The sequence below is a fragment of the Leucobacter fengyongliangi genome (assembly GCF_050971685.1).
Taxonomy (GTDB): Bacteria; Actinomycetota; Actinomycetes; order Actinomycetales; family Microbacteriaceae; genus Leucobacter.
This window is the reverse complement of the sequence record NZ_JBPCEU010000001.1, coordinates 187,525-200,850: the sequence shown is the minus strand read 5'-3', so window position 1 is coordinate 200,850 and position 13,326 is coordinate 187,525. Positions and strand designations below refer to the sequence as shown.

Below are 13,326 nucleotides of genomic sequence, written 5' to 3'. Positions count from 1 at the left end.
TCAACAACTTCACGCACATTTGGGCCGTGAATCGGTACCGCCTTGGCGCGAAGCCACAATTGACCAGTGTTTCCTCCGCGCCGCGCAGAACCCGCAATAAGATTGCAAGATGCACGGAAATCGGGGGGTGTCCGCAGGTCGGGCGTCCGGCGATTCCCCTTCGATCACCGCTCGCGACTGGGTGACTGAACAACCCGTCAACACCAGCGCCAGCCTGCATCACCTCCCCGAAGACGAAGAGCTTCGCCTTCGCGAGTGCTCGGTTGAGCCGATCCACCTCATCGACCGGATCCAGTCGCACGGCTCGCTGTTGGGTGTGGATCAGGGCATCGTCACCCACGCGAGCGCTGACCTGGCGCACTGGCTCGGTACTCCCCTCGAGCAGGCTCACGCCGAATTGGCCGCTGTGGTGCACGGCCATCAAGAGGGAACTTGCTCCCAACGCATCACCCTCACAGATGCGCACTATGAGGTGATCGTGCACCGGAAAACCGAGCCGCTCCTCATCGAGTTTGAGCCGTTCCTTGAGTCTGCCGACTTTTCGATCTCCGCGGTAATGGATGCGATCCACCGCATTGGTGAGGTCGCAGACCCCGCGCAGCTGTTGCAGTCAGCCGCACAGGAAATCAGGATGCTCACCGGATTTGACCGGGTGCTGTGTTACCGCTTCTTTCGTGACGGTCACGGTCAGGTCTTGGCCGATGAGCACGAACCCGGCATGGAACCCTATTTGGGGTTGCATTTCCCCGCCTCCGACGTTCCTGCGCAAGCACGCGCGCTCTATGTCAACAAGCTGTCTCGAACCATCGTCGACACTGAAGACCCGGGTGTGGCAATCCACTATCTCCCCGGGGCCGACCACCCGATGGATCTCGGCGCTTCGGAGCTGCGGCGGGCCTCAGAACACCATCTGCATTTCATGCGCAACATGGGTCAGGTTGCGACCCTCTCTCTGAGCCTCGTGAGCGACGGCAGGCTTATCGGAATGTTCACCTGTGCACATCGCGGCCCGAAACGGGTTCCCCTGCAAATCCGCCGCTTGCTGGAGGTGCTCGCACGACTCGTCGCAGAGAAGCTCGCTTCCAGCCGGGAGATCAGCCGCTTGCAACGTCAGCTGGAGTCAAAGCGAAAACGATCGGAGTTCGTCGCGCCGTTCTATGGTTCGCAAAACCTGCGCAGCGTATTCGAGCAGGCGAGGGCGACGATTCGCGACCTCATCCCCTGCGAGGCCGCGTGCATTCTCTTTGCGAACGAGATGTACGTTGTTGGTCCGGTGCCCCCGGTGGAGCGTATTACTCAGTTCCTCGCGCAGCATGACGGCAAGCCCCTCGTGACAGATGCTCTCTCGTTCGACTATCCGGAGCTCGCAGAACTGGTCCCGGGCGCGGCTGGGCTGATCGTCATTCCGCTCATCGAACCCGGCGACTGCATCGTGCTGTTTCGCGGTGACTTTGCCCGCGAGGTGCACTGGCTCGGAGATCAGACCAGCACCAATCGAGCATCCGCACTCTCCCCCAGGAACTCTTTTTCACTGTGGCGTGAGAGCGTCACCGGTCGATCACTGCCGTGGGGTGTCACCGCAGAAGAGGCCTTCGCGCTCGGCGCTGATATCAAGGCGGCTCTCACCGCGCGCGAGAACGCAAAGCTCGCCGAGTTGGCCCTCGTTGATGCCCTCACCGGGCTTCCGAATCGCCGGTATCTCGACGAGCACACCGATAAGTTTTTTGATTCTCACCGTGACGGCGTTGCCGCCATTTTCCTTGACATTGATGATTTCAAGGGGATCAATGACCGGCACGGGCACGACGTGGGCGACGTGGTGCTCGTCGAACTCGGGCGGCGACTCGAGCGGGCCTCGCGAGACAACGACATCGCGGTTCGACTGGCGGGTGACGAGTTTGTCGTACTGTGTCACGATGTGGATCAGCAGGCCGCCCAGTCCATTTCGCTACGCCTGGTCAAGGCCCTGGCGGAGCCCATCGATGTGCACGAATCACCCCTATACGTTGGCGTCTCTGCGGGTGTCGCGATGGCGGCCCCGCATGAGAGTTTCGAGGATGTGCTCCGGGCTGCAGACAGCGCCATGTATCGGGCAAAGCGAGAGACCAAAGAGCTAGAAACGGGAGAGACCGCTACGCTCGCCACATGAGCACTGATTTGTCCTCCAAGATGAGCCTTCGGCCCACGCATCAGGTACGCACCCCGAGTGACCGAGTTGCCCTTGTGACGGGGGCGGGTGCCGCAGACGGCATCGGATTCGCGACCGCGCTCCGCCTCATCGCTGCCGGATACCGGGTGGTCGTCGGCGCGACCAGCGAGCGGATCCGCGATCGCGCAGCCGAGCTCACGGCCCGGGCGCTTGATCTCGGCGACAATCCGCAAACGGTGCACGCCGTGCCGGTGATTGCTGACCTCACCGAAGATACGGGAGCCGAACGAATTGTGGCTGCGGCCATCGAGGCATTCGGCAGAATCGATGTGCTGGTAAACAACGCTGGCATGACTTCGGTCTCGGATCCGCAGTCGCCCGCCAGCCTGGCCGGGGTCGATCGCGCCGGCTGGGAGCAGGCCCTCACTCGAAACCTCACCACCGCCTACCTGGTGACTCGGCAGGCACTCCCCTACCTGACCGCAGCCGAACACGGGCGCATTGTCACGGTCTCTTCGGTGTCCGGCCCGATCCTCGCATACCGCGGCGATGTCGGATATCACGCGGCAAAGGCTGGGCTCGTGGGTCTCACCCGGTCGCTCGCCGTTGATCTGGCCGCGTCGGGCACCACAGCGAACGCGGTTGCGCCGGGGTGGATCCGCACCGGATCCGCAACCGAGCACGAGAATCGCATGGGCGATGCCACGCCGATGGGCCGATCAGGCACCCCCGACGAGGTCGCCGCAGTCATCGAGTTCCTTGCTTCACCAGGTGCCTCATACGTGACCGGACAGGTACTGGTGGTCGATGGCGGCAACGCGATCCAAGACGAGAAGGGCCTCGACTAGCTCACCCGTGAGGCCTGGGCATCGCGGGAGCGCCCTTGTACTTGGGATTTGTAAGCACCAGGGCCCCCCACTCGCAGTCGGCATCACCACAGAATCGCACGCGTTCGACTGAATAGACTCAGCTTCATGTTTCAGACCCCACGCGCCCTGTTCCGCACCCTCGCGTTCGCAGAGGCCGTCTCGTGGACCCTCCTCATTGCTGGGCTGATCACTCGCGCCGTTACCGGCTGGGAACCCGCTGTCGCAATCGGCGGCAGCATCCACGGCTTCGTCTTCCTGTCTTACGGCGCAACGGCGATCCTTGTCGCCAAGAATCAGCGCTGGGGCATCGGCGTGACCCTCGTCGCGCTCTTCAGCGCGATCATTCCATACGCGACCATCCCCACCGAGATCTGGGTGAACAGGTCCGGCCGTCTCGCCGGGGAGTGGCGCACGACACCGACCGCCGACGCGCGCGACGCGCGCTGGCACGACCGGGCGTTTCGCTTCCTCATCACCCACCCGGTTCTCACCGGAGTGGCGATGCTCGCGGCAGTCGTGCTGCTCTACGTGGTGCTGCTGATCCTGGGCCCACCCGTCAAGCGCTAGTTCTCACTGAGCGCGGGAGACCAGACTCGTTCCACGATTCGGTCCTTTCCGCTATGTTTCGCTTCGTACATCGCCGCATCTGCAGCAGCAACGAGTTGACCCGGGCTCGGCGTCGGGCGCATTCCGGCTGGCTCCCAGATCACCGCTCCGATGCTGGCAGACAGCTGCGCGCCCGCGGCCTCCCCCTCCAACGGCCTGCGGATGGAATCTCGGATCCGCGTCGCAAACGCGCCGACGTCGCGCGCATCGATATGCGTCACTGCGACCACAAACTCATCACCCCCCAGCCTGGCAACGGTCTCGCCGGCCCGACATGTCTCGCGGAAGCGATCCGCCACCGAGATCAACACCTCGTCGCCAACCCGATGACCGAACTGATCATTGATGGGTTTGAACCCGTCGAGGTCTATGAACAATACGGCGCACGTCGACCTTGCTCGACGCGAGCCTGCAAGCATCGATTCCAGTCGTTCCTCAAACAGCATCCGGTTCGGAAGCCCGGTTAACGCGTCATGCAGGGCGCGGTGCCGCACCCGGTCCTGCAGCTGCAGGTGCTCGATGACACGTTCGGCCTGCACGGCGAGGGCATGTAGAGTCTCGAGCACGTCCGCTTCGAGACTGCGACTGCGTCGAAACCACGAGTGGATCGCCCCGAGCACCACCGACTGGCCGTCCCTGGCCCGCAGGATCGGCGTGATGATCAACGCCTCAACTCCGGCGGCAAGCAGCGCGTCCGCGGCTTCGGGGATCTGCGAGCGGATCTCATCCACCGTGCGACAGACCACCATTGCAGTCGGGTACTCAATCGTGCCGAAGTGGGGGTTGTTCCCGGGGCGACTGCCCCAGGATTGCTCGGTCTCGCCCTCCGTTGGCCCATCCGCCTCTGCGACCCGCACCAGGGTCCACGCTGCCTGGACTGCCCGCCCGGCCACGTCGGTGAGGGTTCGACCCAGGTCGTCGAGGCCCTCCGCCACGGCCAGCTGGCTCGTTGCCTCCTGCAGCAGGCTCAATTGCGTGCGGACGACATCGGCCGCGCGCCTGGCTTCCACCAGTTCACGCTCAAATGCTAGACGTGCTGCAGCGTCGATGAGTGCCACGTAGACCCGTCGTCCGTGCGCAGAATCCTCCACCAGGTTCGCGTTCAAGATCACCGAGGTTGGCTGCCCCTCCCGACCTCTCACCTCGATCACCACCTCGCGTACCGATCCACGTTCGAGCAACGCCGGCATCAACCGCGTTTCATAGAGCAGCCTCCCGGCGGGGGTCAGCCACTCAACGAGGTTGCGCCCGACCACTGTCTGCGGCTGACGTGCACCCGACAACCCCAACCACTGCGTAAGAATCGGGTTGTGAGAGAGAATCTCACCGTTGAGGTTCACGGCGCACAGGGCAACCGGTGCGTGTTCGAAGAGACTGCGGCGCTCTTGCATCACAGCGCGGCTCGAATATGCGTTTCAATGAGCTCAGGTTCGGCGAGGTGCACGAAATGCCCCGATGCGTCTAACGTGACGAGGGTGCAATCGGGAATGTGATCACGCAGGTACGCACCAATGTGCGGCGGGGCAATAATGTCGCCCTGGGACTGCAACACCACGCATGGAACCGGGATCTCGCTCAGCCTGTGCCTGGTGTCGCTCAGAAAGGTGACGCGCGCGAAGTGGGTGGCGATGCGAGGCGGGGTTGCCGCAAATTGCTCGCGCACCCTCTCGGTGATCTCAGGTCGATCGGGTCGCGCGGTGACGATCGGCGCGAGCGATGTTGCCCAGGCCAACTGGTTCGCGTCGATCGCGTCGAGCAGGCCGGTCACATCCGCCCGACTGAAGCCGCCGCGGTAGTCTCCATCGTCGATGTATCGTGGCGAGGGGCACACCATCAGCAGCCTGCGAAACAGGTCCGGGCGGCGGATCGAGGCGAGCGCCCCAATCATGCCGCTCACCGAGTGCCCGACAAACAACACCCGCGAGACGCCGACCGCATCAAGCACCTCGATGAGGTCCTCCGCGTAACCATGCAGTGAGTCATAGCGTTGTTCGTCGTAGGCGGCAAGATCAGAACGGCCTGAGCCCACATAGTCGAACAGCACCACCCGGTGCTCCCCCGCTAATCGTTCCACGATGCCGCGCCAGACCGTCTGATCTGTTCCGTAGCCGTGACCAAACACCACGACGGAACCGTGCTCGGCCCCGAGAACAGAGACCGCGTTCCGCGCCAAAACCTGGCCTGCCGTCAATCCGCCGCGACCCGCTGCATCCCCCACGCTCATGCCCACAGTCTGCCACGCTTCCCAGACGCCACGGTCGCCGCGTCTACCCTGATCGGTAACCTGACCGGCCTGGGTTTCGGCGCGCGCAAAGGCTGTACAGGTAGCATGGGCCCACACGCTGAAACCTGTCGGCGGGTGCTCACGTGCCTGCATTCGGTTCGGCACCGGCGAAGACAGACGAATTCGATGCACCAGGAGGGGGCGAACACCATGGGCATTCTTGACAGCGTCGAACGTGGGCTGGAGCGGGCCGTGAACGGTGCCTTCGCCCGTACCTTTCGTTCCGGAGTGCAGCCGGTAGAGATCGCGTCCGGACTCAAGCGCGAGCTTGAGATTGGCTCCGTCATCGTGGATCGCGACCGCGTCCTCGCCCCCAACCGCTTCGTCGTGCGCCTGTCTGCCGCCGACGCGTCGAGGCTGAAGAGCCTGGGGGGCACCCTGGAGCGTGAACTCATCGGGGTGGTCAACAAGCACGCGAAGCGTCAGGGCTACCAGCTCCTCGGCGAGGCCGACGTTGAACTCCGGGTTGACACCTCGCTCACAACTGGCGTGCTGCAGATCGACGCCACTCAGGTCGAGGGGCGGGTCGCCTGGACGCCCATGATCGAGGTCGACGGTATTCAGCACGAGTTGCACCGCGGTACCACCGTGGTGGGTCGTGGGAGCGACGCGGGGATCCGCATCACCGACACCGCAGCATCGCGTCAGCACCTGCAACTCATCTGGGATGGCCAGTCGGGCATCGCGCGCGATCTCGGCTCGACCAACGGCTCGAAAATCAACGGGCAACGGTTCCGCGAAGCAGCATTGAACCCCGACACCGTCATTACCATCGGGCAGACCACGCTGCGTTTCCTGCTTGTTCCCGCGCGCTCCGGCGCTCGGCAGGCCAGCCCACCGCAAGCTTCGGAACGCAGCGGCTCCGGCGGCGCGCGACCTGGCCAAACCGGGATCGAACAAGATTTCTGGAGGGGATTGTGAGCGAACTCACCCTCTTGATCCTCCGCATCGGCTTCCTGCTGCTGCTGTGGCTGTTCATCTTCTCGATCGTCTATGCCCTACGCAGCGACCTCTTCGGGGCACCCGTGCGGAAGCTGCCGAACGACGCTTCAACTCGGCGATCCACTGAAAGCCAGGCCGCCCCGGATCCCGTTCCCGTCCCGGTGGGAAGCACCCAGCCGGCCTCGCCCCCCGTCATCACTCCGAGCGGCGGCGCACTCCCCCCAGCCGGTGCTACTTCACGTGCCGCGACCCTCGTCATCACCTCGGGTGTCGCCGCTGGCACCGCGATCCCGCTCGATGACGAGATGATCACCATCGGTCGCAGCACCGATTCAACCCTTGTCATTGTTGACGAATACACCTCGACCTATCACGCCCGGCTCGCGCGACACGGTGATCAGTGGCTGCTCACCGACCTCGATTCCACCAACGGCACGAAACTGAATGGCACCCGCGTCACGGGCACCGTGACCGTGCCCGTGTTCACCCCGATCACCATCGGCACCACCACGTTTGAGTTGAGGCCCTAAGAGTGACCGTCGGGTACGCGAGCGCCATTGGTTCCCACGTGGGAATGGTGCGATCGAACAACCAGGATTCGGCGTTTGCCGGCGATCGTTTGTTTCTCGTTGCCGACGGTATGGGTGGGCACGCGGGTGGCGATGTCGCGTCGGCGCTCACGACCCGCGCGATCGCCAAGCTTGACGCCAACACCGAAACGGGTCAGCTCGACCTGAATGGTGAGCCCGTTGCCCCCACCGCGGCGCAAGCGCAAGCCGCAAGTGATCAGCTGGCAGATCAGCTGTTGCGCGCGAATCGCATGCTGCGTTCGACCGTGGGCGAACGCCCCGAGCTCTCGGGCATGGGCACCACGTTCACCGGGTTTATGACCGTCGGTGATCACCTATCGCTGGCACACATCGGCGACACTCGCCTGTACCTGCTGCGAGATGGCAAGTTCACGCAGGTGACACAAGATCACACGTTCGTGCAGCACCTGGTCGACAGCGGGCAAATCACCGAAGACGAGGCGAAGACGCACCCGCGCCGCTCTGTACTCATGCGCGTGCTCGGCGACGTCGACAGTTCACCGAAGATCGACACGGCCGTGCTGCAGACAAGGCCCGACGACGTGTGGCTGCTGTGCTCCGATGGGCTGTGTGGCTATGTCGAAGACATCGACATGGAAAAGATTCTGCTGCGACGCCCGTCGCTCCAAGGCGCAGTGGATCAGCTCATCGACAAGGCGCTTGCGCACGGGGCCCCCGACAACGTCACCGTGGTGCTCGTCGAGACCATGGCCGCCCCACTTACCGCCGCCGAAATGCCTGGCCCCCGGTTCGCCGGATCCGCAGCCACCGAGACAGCCGACGAGGAAGTCAGTACGAGTCGCACCCGACTGCTCTCGCGCCGGCGCATGATCCGACGCTCAACCCCGGCCGCCGAGAGCCACTTTGAGCCTCGCATCGATGAGTACCTGGCCGAGCTGATCGCCGAGACAAAGCGACGTAATCGAAGGCGGCGCGCGATCTGGGCCATCGGGCTGCTCGCGCTCATCGCGGTGATCGCCGGATCGCTGACGCTCGGCTACCAGTGGACTCAGAGTCTCTACTACGTCGGCACCGACGGCGACACCGTGATCATCTACCGCGGAGTGCAGCAAGGTATCGGCACGCTTTCCCTGAGTTCCGAGGCGGAAGACACCGGGATCCCGCTCGATTCGCTGGGCGGGCTTGAGCAGCGCCAGGTCGAGCGAACGTTGAGTGCGGGCTCCCTCGCGGAAGCGCGCGAGATCGTGCTGCGTCTGGGGGTGGAACCGTGAGCAAGTCACAGGGATACGAGAACACTCGCACGAGCGAGACGGTGTTGCAGCGCATCACCGCGCTTCGACAGCCTCGCCTATTGCGCGGTCTCGAGCTCTCACTTACCCTGTTCGCGCTAGTGATTGGCGTCGGTGCGGTGATCATTGTGGATCTCACCGTGCTCGGCGAGGTCTCAACCACGCTGCTCCTCGGGGGTGTGGCATTTGTGCTCTCCGTGCTGGCGCTGCACGTGGTGGTTCGGCGGGTCGCTCCCGATGCTGACCCGCTCATCGTGCCGGTGGCAACGCTGCTCAACACCATCGGGATCGCGCAGATCTATCGAATTGACCTGTCCAAAGACCTGGTGGGCTGGGATGCCGTCTCGATCAGGCAGCTCGTCTGGTCGACCATCGCGATCCTCGTCGCCATCGCCGTGGTTGCGCTCATCCGTAACCACCTGGTGCTGTTCCGATACACCTATCTCACGGGTCTCGCGGCGGTCGTCTTGCTGCTCCTACCGATGCTGCCGCTGATCGGTCGCGAGATCAACGGCGCCCGCGTCTGGATCTTCATTGGCGCATTCTCTTTTCAGCCGGGTGAGATCGCGAAGATCTTGTTGGCGATCTTTTTTGCAGGCTACCTCGTGCGCAATCGCGATGCGCTCTCGATGGTGGGAAAGAAGTTCGCTGGCATTCGCTTCCCCCGGGGGCGAGATCTCGGGCCGCTCGTTGCGTTTTGGCTCATCGCCATGTCGGTGCTCGTCTTCCAACGCGACCTCGGCACCTCGCTTCTTTATTTTGGGCTGTTCCTCTCGATGCTGTACGTCGCCACGGGCCGCGTCGGGTGGATCGTGCTCGGTGTTGGCCTCTTCCTCGCCGGCGGCATCCTCGCGAGCCAGGTCCTCGACTATGTCGGCAACCGCTTTGCGAACTGGCTCGATCCGTTCTCCGACCCGTTGGGGGCGAGCTTCCAGCTGGTGCAAGGGCTCTTCGGCATGGCAAACGGTGGCATGACCGGCACTGGCCTCGGGCAGGGCTATCCGGGCGATACCCCGCTCGCGCAGAGCGATTACATCATCCCGAGCCTCGGCGAAGAACTCGGCCTGGTGGGGCTGTTCGTGATTCTTGGGGCCTACCTCGTCTTGGTCGGTCGCGCCCTGCGCATTGGCTTTGCCGGGCAGGATGATTTCGGCAAGCTCCTCGCCGCGGGCCTGGGCTTTACGCTCGCGCTACAGATCTTCATCGTGGTGGGCGGTGTCACCCGCGTCATTCCACTTACCGGTCTCACCGCGCCATTTCTCGCGGCGGGCGGCTCGTCGCTGGTTTCTAACTGGATCATCATCGCCCTGTTGCTGCGACTCTCGAACTCGGTACGCAACCGACCGAAGCTGGTGATTCGCGCATGAACAAGCAATTGAAGAATCTCACCCGCACCGTGTTTGGTATGTTCATCGTGCTGTTCTTCGCCGTAACCATGATTCAGTTCGTCTCTGCCGACGAGCTGCGCGCGAACGAACTCAACGGCCGCACGCTGAAGAATACGTACAAGGTTGAACGAGGCTCGATCCTGGTTGGCGGCGATCCCATCGCGTTTTCCACCGCCACGCAAGACGACTATCGCTTCATCAGGCAATATACGAACGGGCCCCTGTTCGCTCCGGTCACCGGTTATTACTCACATACCCAGGGCATGACCGGGCTTGAGCAGGCGATGAACCAAGAACTCTCGGGCCTCGGTAGCGCCCAGTTCTTCACGCGTATCGTGCGCACCGTGACCGGGGTAAAACCGCAGGGCAGCTCGATTGAGACCACTCTCGACCCCCTGGTGCAACAGGTCGCTGCGGATGCCATGGCCGGGTACGAGGGAGCCGTAGTGGCGATCGAACCCGCCACCGGTCGTGTGCTGGCGATGGTGTCGACACCCAGCTTCGATCCGAACCTCCTCTCGACCAACAACGACGCCGAGATCATCACCAACTATCGTCAGCTCGAGGCCGATGAGACCCAGCCACTGCTCAATCGTGCAATAGGCGGCGATCTGTACCACCCGGGATCCACCTACAAGCTGCTCACCGCGGCTGCCGCAATCGAAAACGGTACCGCGACCCCGGAGAGCACGTTCGACAACCCGGCGACCCTGCCTCTGCCACAGTCGAGCGCGATCATGCAGAACGCCTCGCGAACCACGTGCGGGCCTGGCGACACCGTGAGCCTCACACAGGCAATGATCTTCTCGTGCAATATCCCGTTCGCCGAGCTCGCGATGAGCATGGATCGTGACGCGGTACCGAAGATGGCACGCGAGTTTGGCTTCGACCAGGAGCTGTCCATCCCTCTCATTGTGACGCCGAGCACCTCGCCTGCGCCCCTCGACAGCGCGCAGGTCGCGCTCGCGTCAATCGGCCAGCTCGATGTGCGATCCACCCCACTGCAGATGGCCATGGTGTCTGCGGGCATCGCCAACGAGGGCGTGGTGATGAAGCCGTATCTGGTCGACCGGGTCATTACGCCCGACCTCAGGGTTGAAAAGCAGTTCGAGCCCGAGCAGCTCAGCACTCCGATTTCTGAGGAAACGGCGGCGGCGCTCACCTCAATGATGGAACGCGTGGTGGGCGACCCCGATGGCACCGGTCACGTTGCGGCGATCCCGGGCGTGCGAGTTGCGGGCAAGACCGGCACCGCCGAGAACGGCCTCGATGCGAGCGGCGTGGATCGACCCTTCACCCTCTGGTACACCGGTTTCGCCCCGGTTGACAACCCGAAGGTGGCAATTGCCGTGGTAATCGAGAATGGCGGCGGGGCCGCCCAGAGTTTCTTGGGGAGTTCATACGATCTGCCCACTACAGTCGGAAAACAAGTGATGGAAGCGGTGTTAAGCCAATGAGACCAGTGGCAGGAGTAACGTTCGGCGGGCGCTACGAGCTGAGCTCGAGGATCGCCATCGGGGGAATGGGCGAGGTCTGGAAAGCGACCGACAGCATTATCGGTCGCACCGTCGCCATCAAGATCCTCAAAGACGAATACATGGGAGATCCAGGGTTCCTCGAGCGCTTTCGCGCGGAAGCGCGCCATGCCGCGCTCGTCAACCACGAGGGCATCGCAAACGTCTTTGACTACGGTGAGGAGCAGGGCTCCGCATACATTGTGATGGAACTGGTGCCGGGCGAGCCTCTTTCGACGATCATCGAGCGCGAGGGCCGATTGCCGGCCGATCGCGTCCTCGGCATCGTCGCGCAGACCGCGACCGCACTGCAGGCCGCCCACGATGCCGGGCTCGTGCACCGAGACATCAAGCCGGGAAACCTGCTCATCACCCCCGAGGGTCGCGTCAAGATCACCGACTTCGGCATCGCGCGGATCGCCGATCAAGTGCCACTTACCGCCACGGGGCAGGTCATGGGCACCGTGCAGTACCTCGCGCCCGAGCAGGCAAGCGGGCACACGGCAACCCCGTCGACCGATTTGTATTCACTCGGAATCGTCGCCTACGAGTGCCTCGCGGGCAAGCGCCCCTTCACCGGCGAGTCACAAGTGGCGATTGCCATGGCACAGATCAACGATGCGCCTCCTGCCCTTCCCGCCGACGTTCCGGCTCCGGTACAGCGGCTGGTGCTGGCCTGTCTCGCGAAGGATCCTGACGAGCGTCCACAGACCGCAGCGAAGCTCGCGCAGGCAGCGACCGCACTTCATCGCGGCAATCTGGCACTTGCCGCCAGTTACGTGCCCGCCGTGGCGGGTGCGGCAGCGGCGGCAACCGTCGTCATGTCGCAGCAGGGCCTCTCCGACGCGGCGACCACCGCCCTCCCGCAGACCACCGTGCTACCCGGTGGAGCGGGAGTCGCCCAGCCGCTTGATGGGAATGTGGACGACACGGATCCGCAGAAGAAGCGAAGCCCCTGGACCTGGCCGCTGATCACTTTGCTCATCCTCCTCGTGCTCATTGGCGCGGGAACCGCGTTCGCGCTTTTCTCGGCGAACAATTCTGGCAATGACGAGCCCACCACCACGCAAACCACAACACCGACCACCACGAAGAAGCCCACGACGACCGCCGCAGAGACTGCCGCGGTCGAGGCTTCCGCCATCGTCGGCACGAACGTCGAGGAAGCGATCGGTTACCTGCGGGGTCTGGGATTCATCAACGTCAGTTCTCAGCCCGGAAGCCCGGGTCCCGACGACCAGGTCAACATCGTCACCGACGTCAATCCCACGGGGGCCCGCGTCAAGCTCGACCAGCCCATCATGCTGACCTTCACGGTGCCCTTCGGCGATGTCGCGAAGCCCGCGGCCCCGCGCACCAGCAGTCAGACCGTGGAATCCGGCGGCACGGCGACCGTCAGCTGGGATGTGCCCGCATGCCCGACCGGACTCACCATCCAGGCATACAACGTGACGGTCACCGGAGACGGAACGGCTCCGGGATCGGTGCCGAGCCCCAGCGTGACGGTGACCGCAAACAAGATTCCGCCGCCACAGCCCGACGGTCAGATGAGCGTCACCTACACGGTGACATGTGGAAACGGTTCTTCCGTCACCCGCACCTCGCCAGCGTCGGATCCGGTCACGATGGTGGTCACTGCTGCCACCCCTGCCCCCGACCCAGCACCAGCCGAATAGGCACCAAGGCCTCTGGCCCCACGCGTGCTCAGCCACAACCCACCCGCCCTAAACTAGA

11 protein-coding genes are annotated in these 13,326 nt (G+C 63.7%); 9 read left to right on the top strand and 2 right to left on the bottom strand.

Features of this window, described 5'->3' with window-relative positions; genetic code table 11:
- Positions 1-109: 109 nt before the first annotated feature.
- The 3 genes from ACR0R4_RS00905 (at position 110) to ACR0R4_RS00895 (ending at position 3,585) form a co-directional block, all read left to right on the top strand.
- Entirely contained in the window at positions 110-2,149 is a 2,040-nt protein-coding gene (locus tag ACR0R4_RS00905) for a diguanylate cyclase domain-containing protein (protein ID WP_433645442.1), read from the top strand.
- Positions 2,146-2,997: an SDR family NAD(P)-dependent oxidoreductase gene (locus ACR0R4_RS00900; RefSeq protein ID WP_433645441.1), complete on the top strand. Its 852-nt coding sequence runs from the start codon at positions 2,146-2,148 to the stop codon at positions 2,995-2,997. The genes ACR0R4_RS00905 and ACR0R4_RS00900 overlap by 4 nt, the downstream gene beginning before the upstream one ends.
- A 126-nt stretch (positions 2,998-3,123) precedes the next feature.
- Positions 3,124-3,585: a DUF3817 domain-containing protein gene (locus tag ACR0R4_RS00895; protein WP_433645440.1), complete on the top strand. Its 462-nt coding sequence runs from the start codon at positions 3,124-3,126 to the stop codon at positions 3,583-3,585.
- Here ACR0R4_RS00895 and ACR0R4_RS00890 read toward each other — a convergent pair.
- Both ACR0R4_RS00890 and ACR0R4_RS00885 read right to left on the bottom strand, forming a co-directional pair.
- Complete coding sequence (locus ACR0R4_RS00890; protein ID WP_433645439.1) at positions 3,582-5,015, bottom strand: sensor domain-containing protein; 1,434 nt, start codon at positions 5,013-5,015, stop codon at positions 3,582-3,584. The genes ACR0R4_RS00895 and ACR0R4_RS00890 overlap by 4 nt on opposite strands.
- The gene (locus ACR0R4_RS00885; protein ID WP_433645438.1) at positions 5,015-5,848 is read right to left on the bottom strand and encodes an alpha/beta fold hydrolase; all 834 of its coding nucleotides are present in this window, start codon (positions 5,846-5,848) and stop codon (positions 5,015-5,017) included. The genes ACR0R4_RS00890 and ACR0R4_RS00885 overlap by 1 nt, the downstream gene beginning before the upstream one ends.
- A 186-nt stretch (positions 5,849-6,034) precedes the next feature.
- Here ACR0R4_RS00885 and ACR0R4_RS00880 point away from each other — a divergent pair, with 186 nt between their 5' ends.
- Genes ACR0R4_RS00880 through ACR0R4_RS00855 form a run of 6 tightly spaced genes read left to right on the top strand, consistent with a single transcriptional unit; the run spans position 6,035 to position 13,268 of the window.
- On the top strand, positions 6,035-6,829 hold the full coding sequence (locus tag ACR0R4_RS00880) for an FHA domain-containing protein (protein WP_433645437.1): 795 nt from the start codon (positions 6,035-6,037) through the stop codon (positions 6,827-6,829).
- On the top strand, positions 6,826-7,380 hold the full coding sequence (locus tag ACR0R4_RS00875; RefSeq protein ID WP_433645436.1) for an FHA domain-containing protein FhaB/FipA: 555 nt from the start codon (positions 6,826-6,828) through the stop codon (positions 7,378-7,380). Before ACR0R4_RS00880 ends, ACR0R4_RS00875 begins: the two co-directional genes overlap by 4 nt.
- 2 nt (positions 7,381-7,382) lie before the next feature.
- Positions 7,383-8,672 carry a PP2C family protein-serine/threonine phosphatase gene (locus ACR0R4_RS00870; protein WP_433645435.1) on the top strand — a complete coding sequence of 430 codons (1,290 nt, stop codon included), beginning with the start codon at positions 7,383-7,385 and terminating at the stop codon, positions 8,670-8,672.
- Positions 8,669-10,057: an FtsW/RodA/SpoVE family cell cycle protein gene (locus tag ACR0R4_RS00865; RefSeq protein WP_433645434.1), complete on the top strand. Its 1,389-nt coding sequence runs from the start codon at positions 8,669-8,671 to the stop codon at positions 10,055-10,057. Before ACR0R4_RS00870 ends, ACR0R4_RS00865 begins: the two co-directional genes overlap by 4 nt.
- Positions 10,054-11,535, top strand: a complete 1,482-nt coding sequence (locus ACR0R4_RS00860; RefSeq protein ID WP_433645433.1) for a peptidoglycan D,D-transpeptidase FtsI family protein — start codon at positions 10,054-10,056, stop codon at positions 11,533-11,535. The genes ACR0R4_RS00865 and ACR0R4_RS00860 overlap by 4 nt, the downstream gene beginning before the upstream one ends.
- Complete coding sequence (locus tag ACR0R4_RS00855) at positions 11,532-13,268, top strand: serine/threonine-protein kinase (RefSeq protein WP_433645432.1); 1,737 nt, start codon at positions 11,532-11,534, stop codon at positions 13,266-13,268. Before ACR0R4_RS00860 ends, ACR0R4_RS00855 begins: the two co-directional genes overlap by 4 nt.
- Positions 13,269-13,326: the final 58 nt, after the last annotated feature.

What these genes read in the sequence shown, in the direction of transcription:
- ACR0R4_RS00890 (WP_433645439.1), bottom strand. Translation starts at nt 5,015, where the DNA reads ATGCAAGAGCGCCGCAGTCTCTTCGAACACGCACCGGTTGCCCTGTGC.
- ACR0R4_RS00895 (WP_433645440.1), top strand. Translation starts at nt 3,124, where the DNA reads ATGTTTCAGACCCCACGCGCCCTGTTCCGCACCCTCGCGTTCGCAGAG.
- ACR0R4_RS00905 (WP_433645442.1), top strand. Translation starts at nt 110, where the DNA reads ATGCACGGAAATCGGGGGGTGTCCGCAGGTCGGGCGTCCGGCGATTCC.
- ACR0R4_RS00880 (WP_433645437.1), top strand. Translation starts at nt 6,035, where the DNA reads ATGCACCAGGAGGGGGCGAACACCATGGGCATTCTTGACAGCGTCGAA.
- ACR0R4_RS00885 (WP_433645438.1), bottom strand. Translation starts at nt 5,848, where the DNA reads ATGAGCGTGGGGGATGCAGCGGGTCGCGGCGGATTGACGGCAGGCCAG.
- ACR0R4_RS00860 (WP_433645433.1), top strand. Translation starts at nt 10,054, where the DNA reads ATGAACAAGCAATTGAAGAATCTCACCCGCACCGTGTTTGGTATGTTC.
- ACR0R4_RS00900 (WP_433645441.1), top strand. Translation starts at nt 2,146, where the DNA reads ATGAGCACTGATTTGTCCTCCAAGATGAGCCTTCGGCCCACGCATCAG.
- ACR0R4_RS00855 (WP_433645432.1), top strand. Translation starts at nt 11,532, where the DNA reads ATGAGACCAGTGGCAGGAGTAACGTTCGGCGGGCGCTACGAGCTGAGC.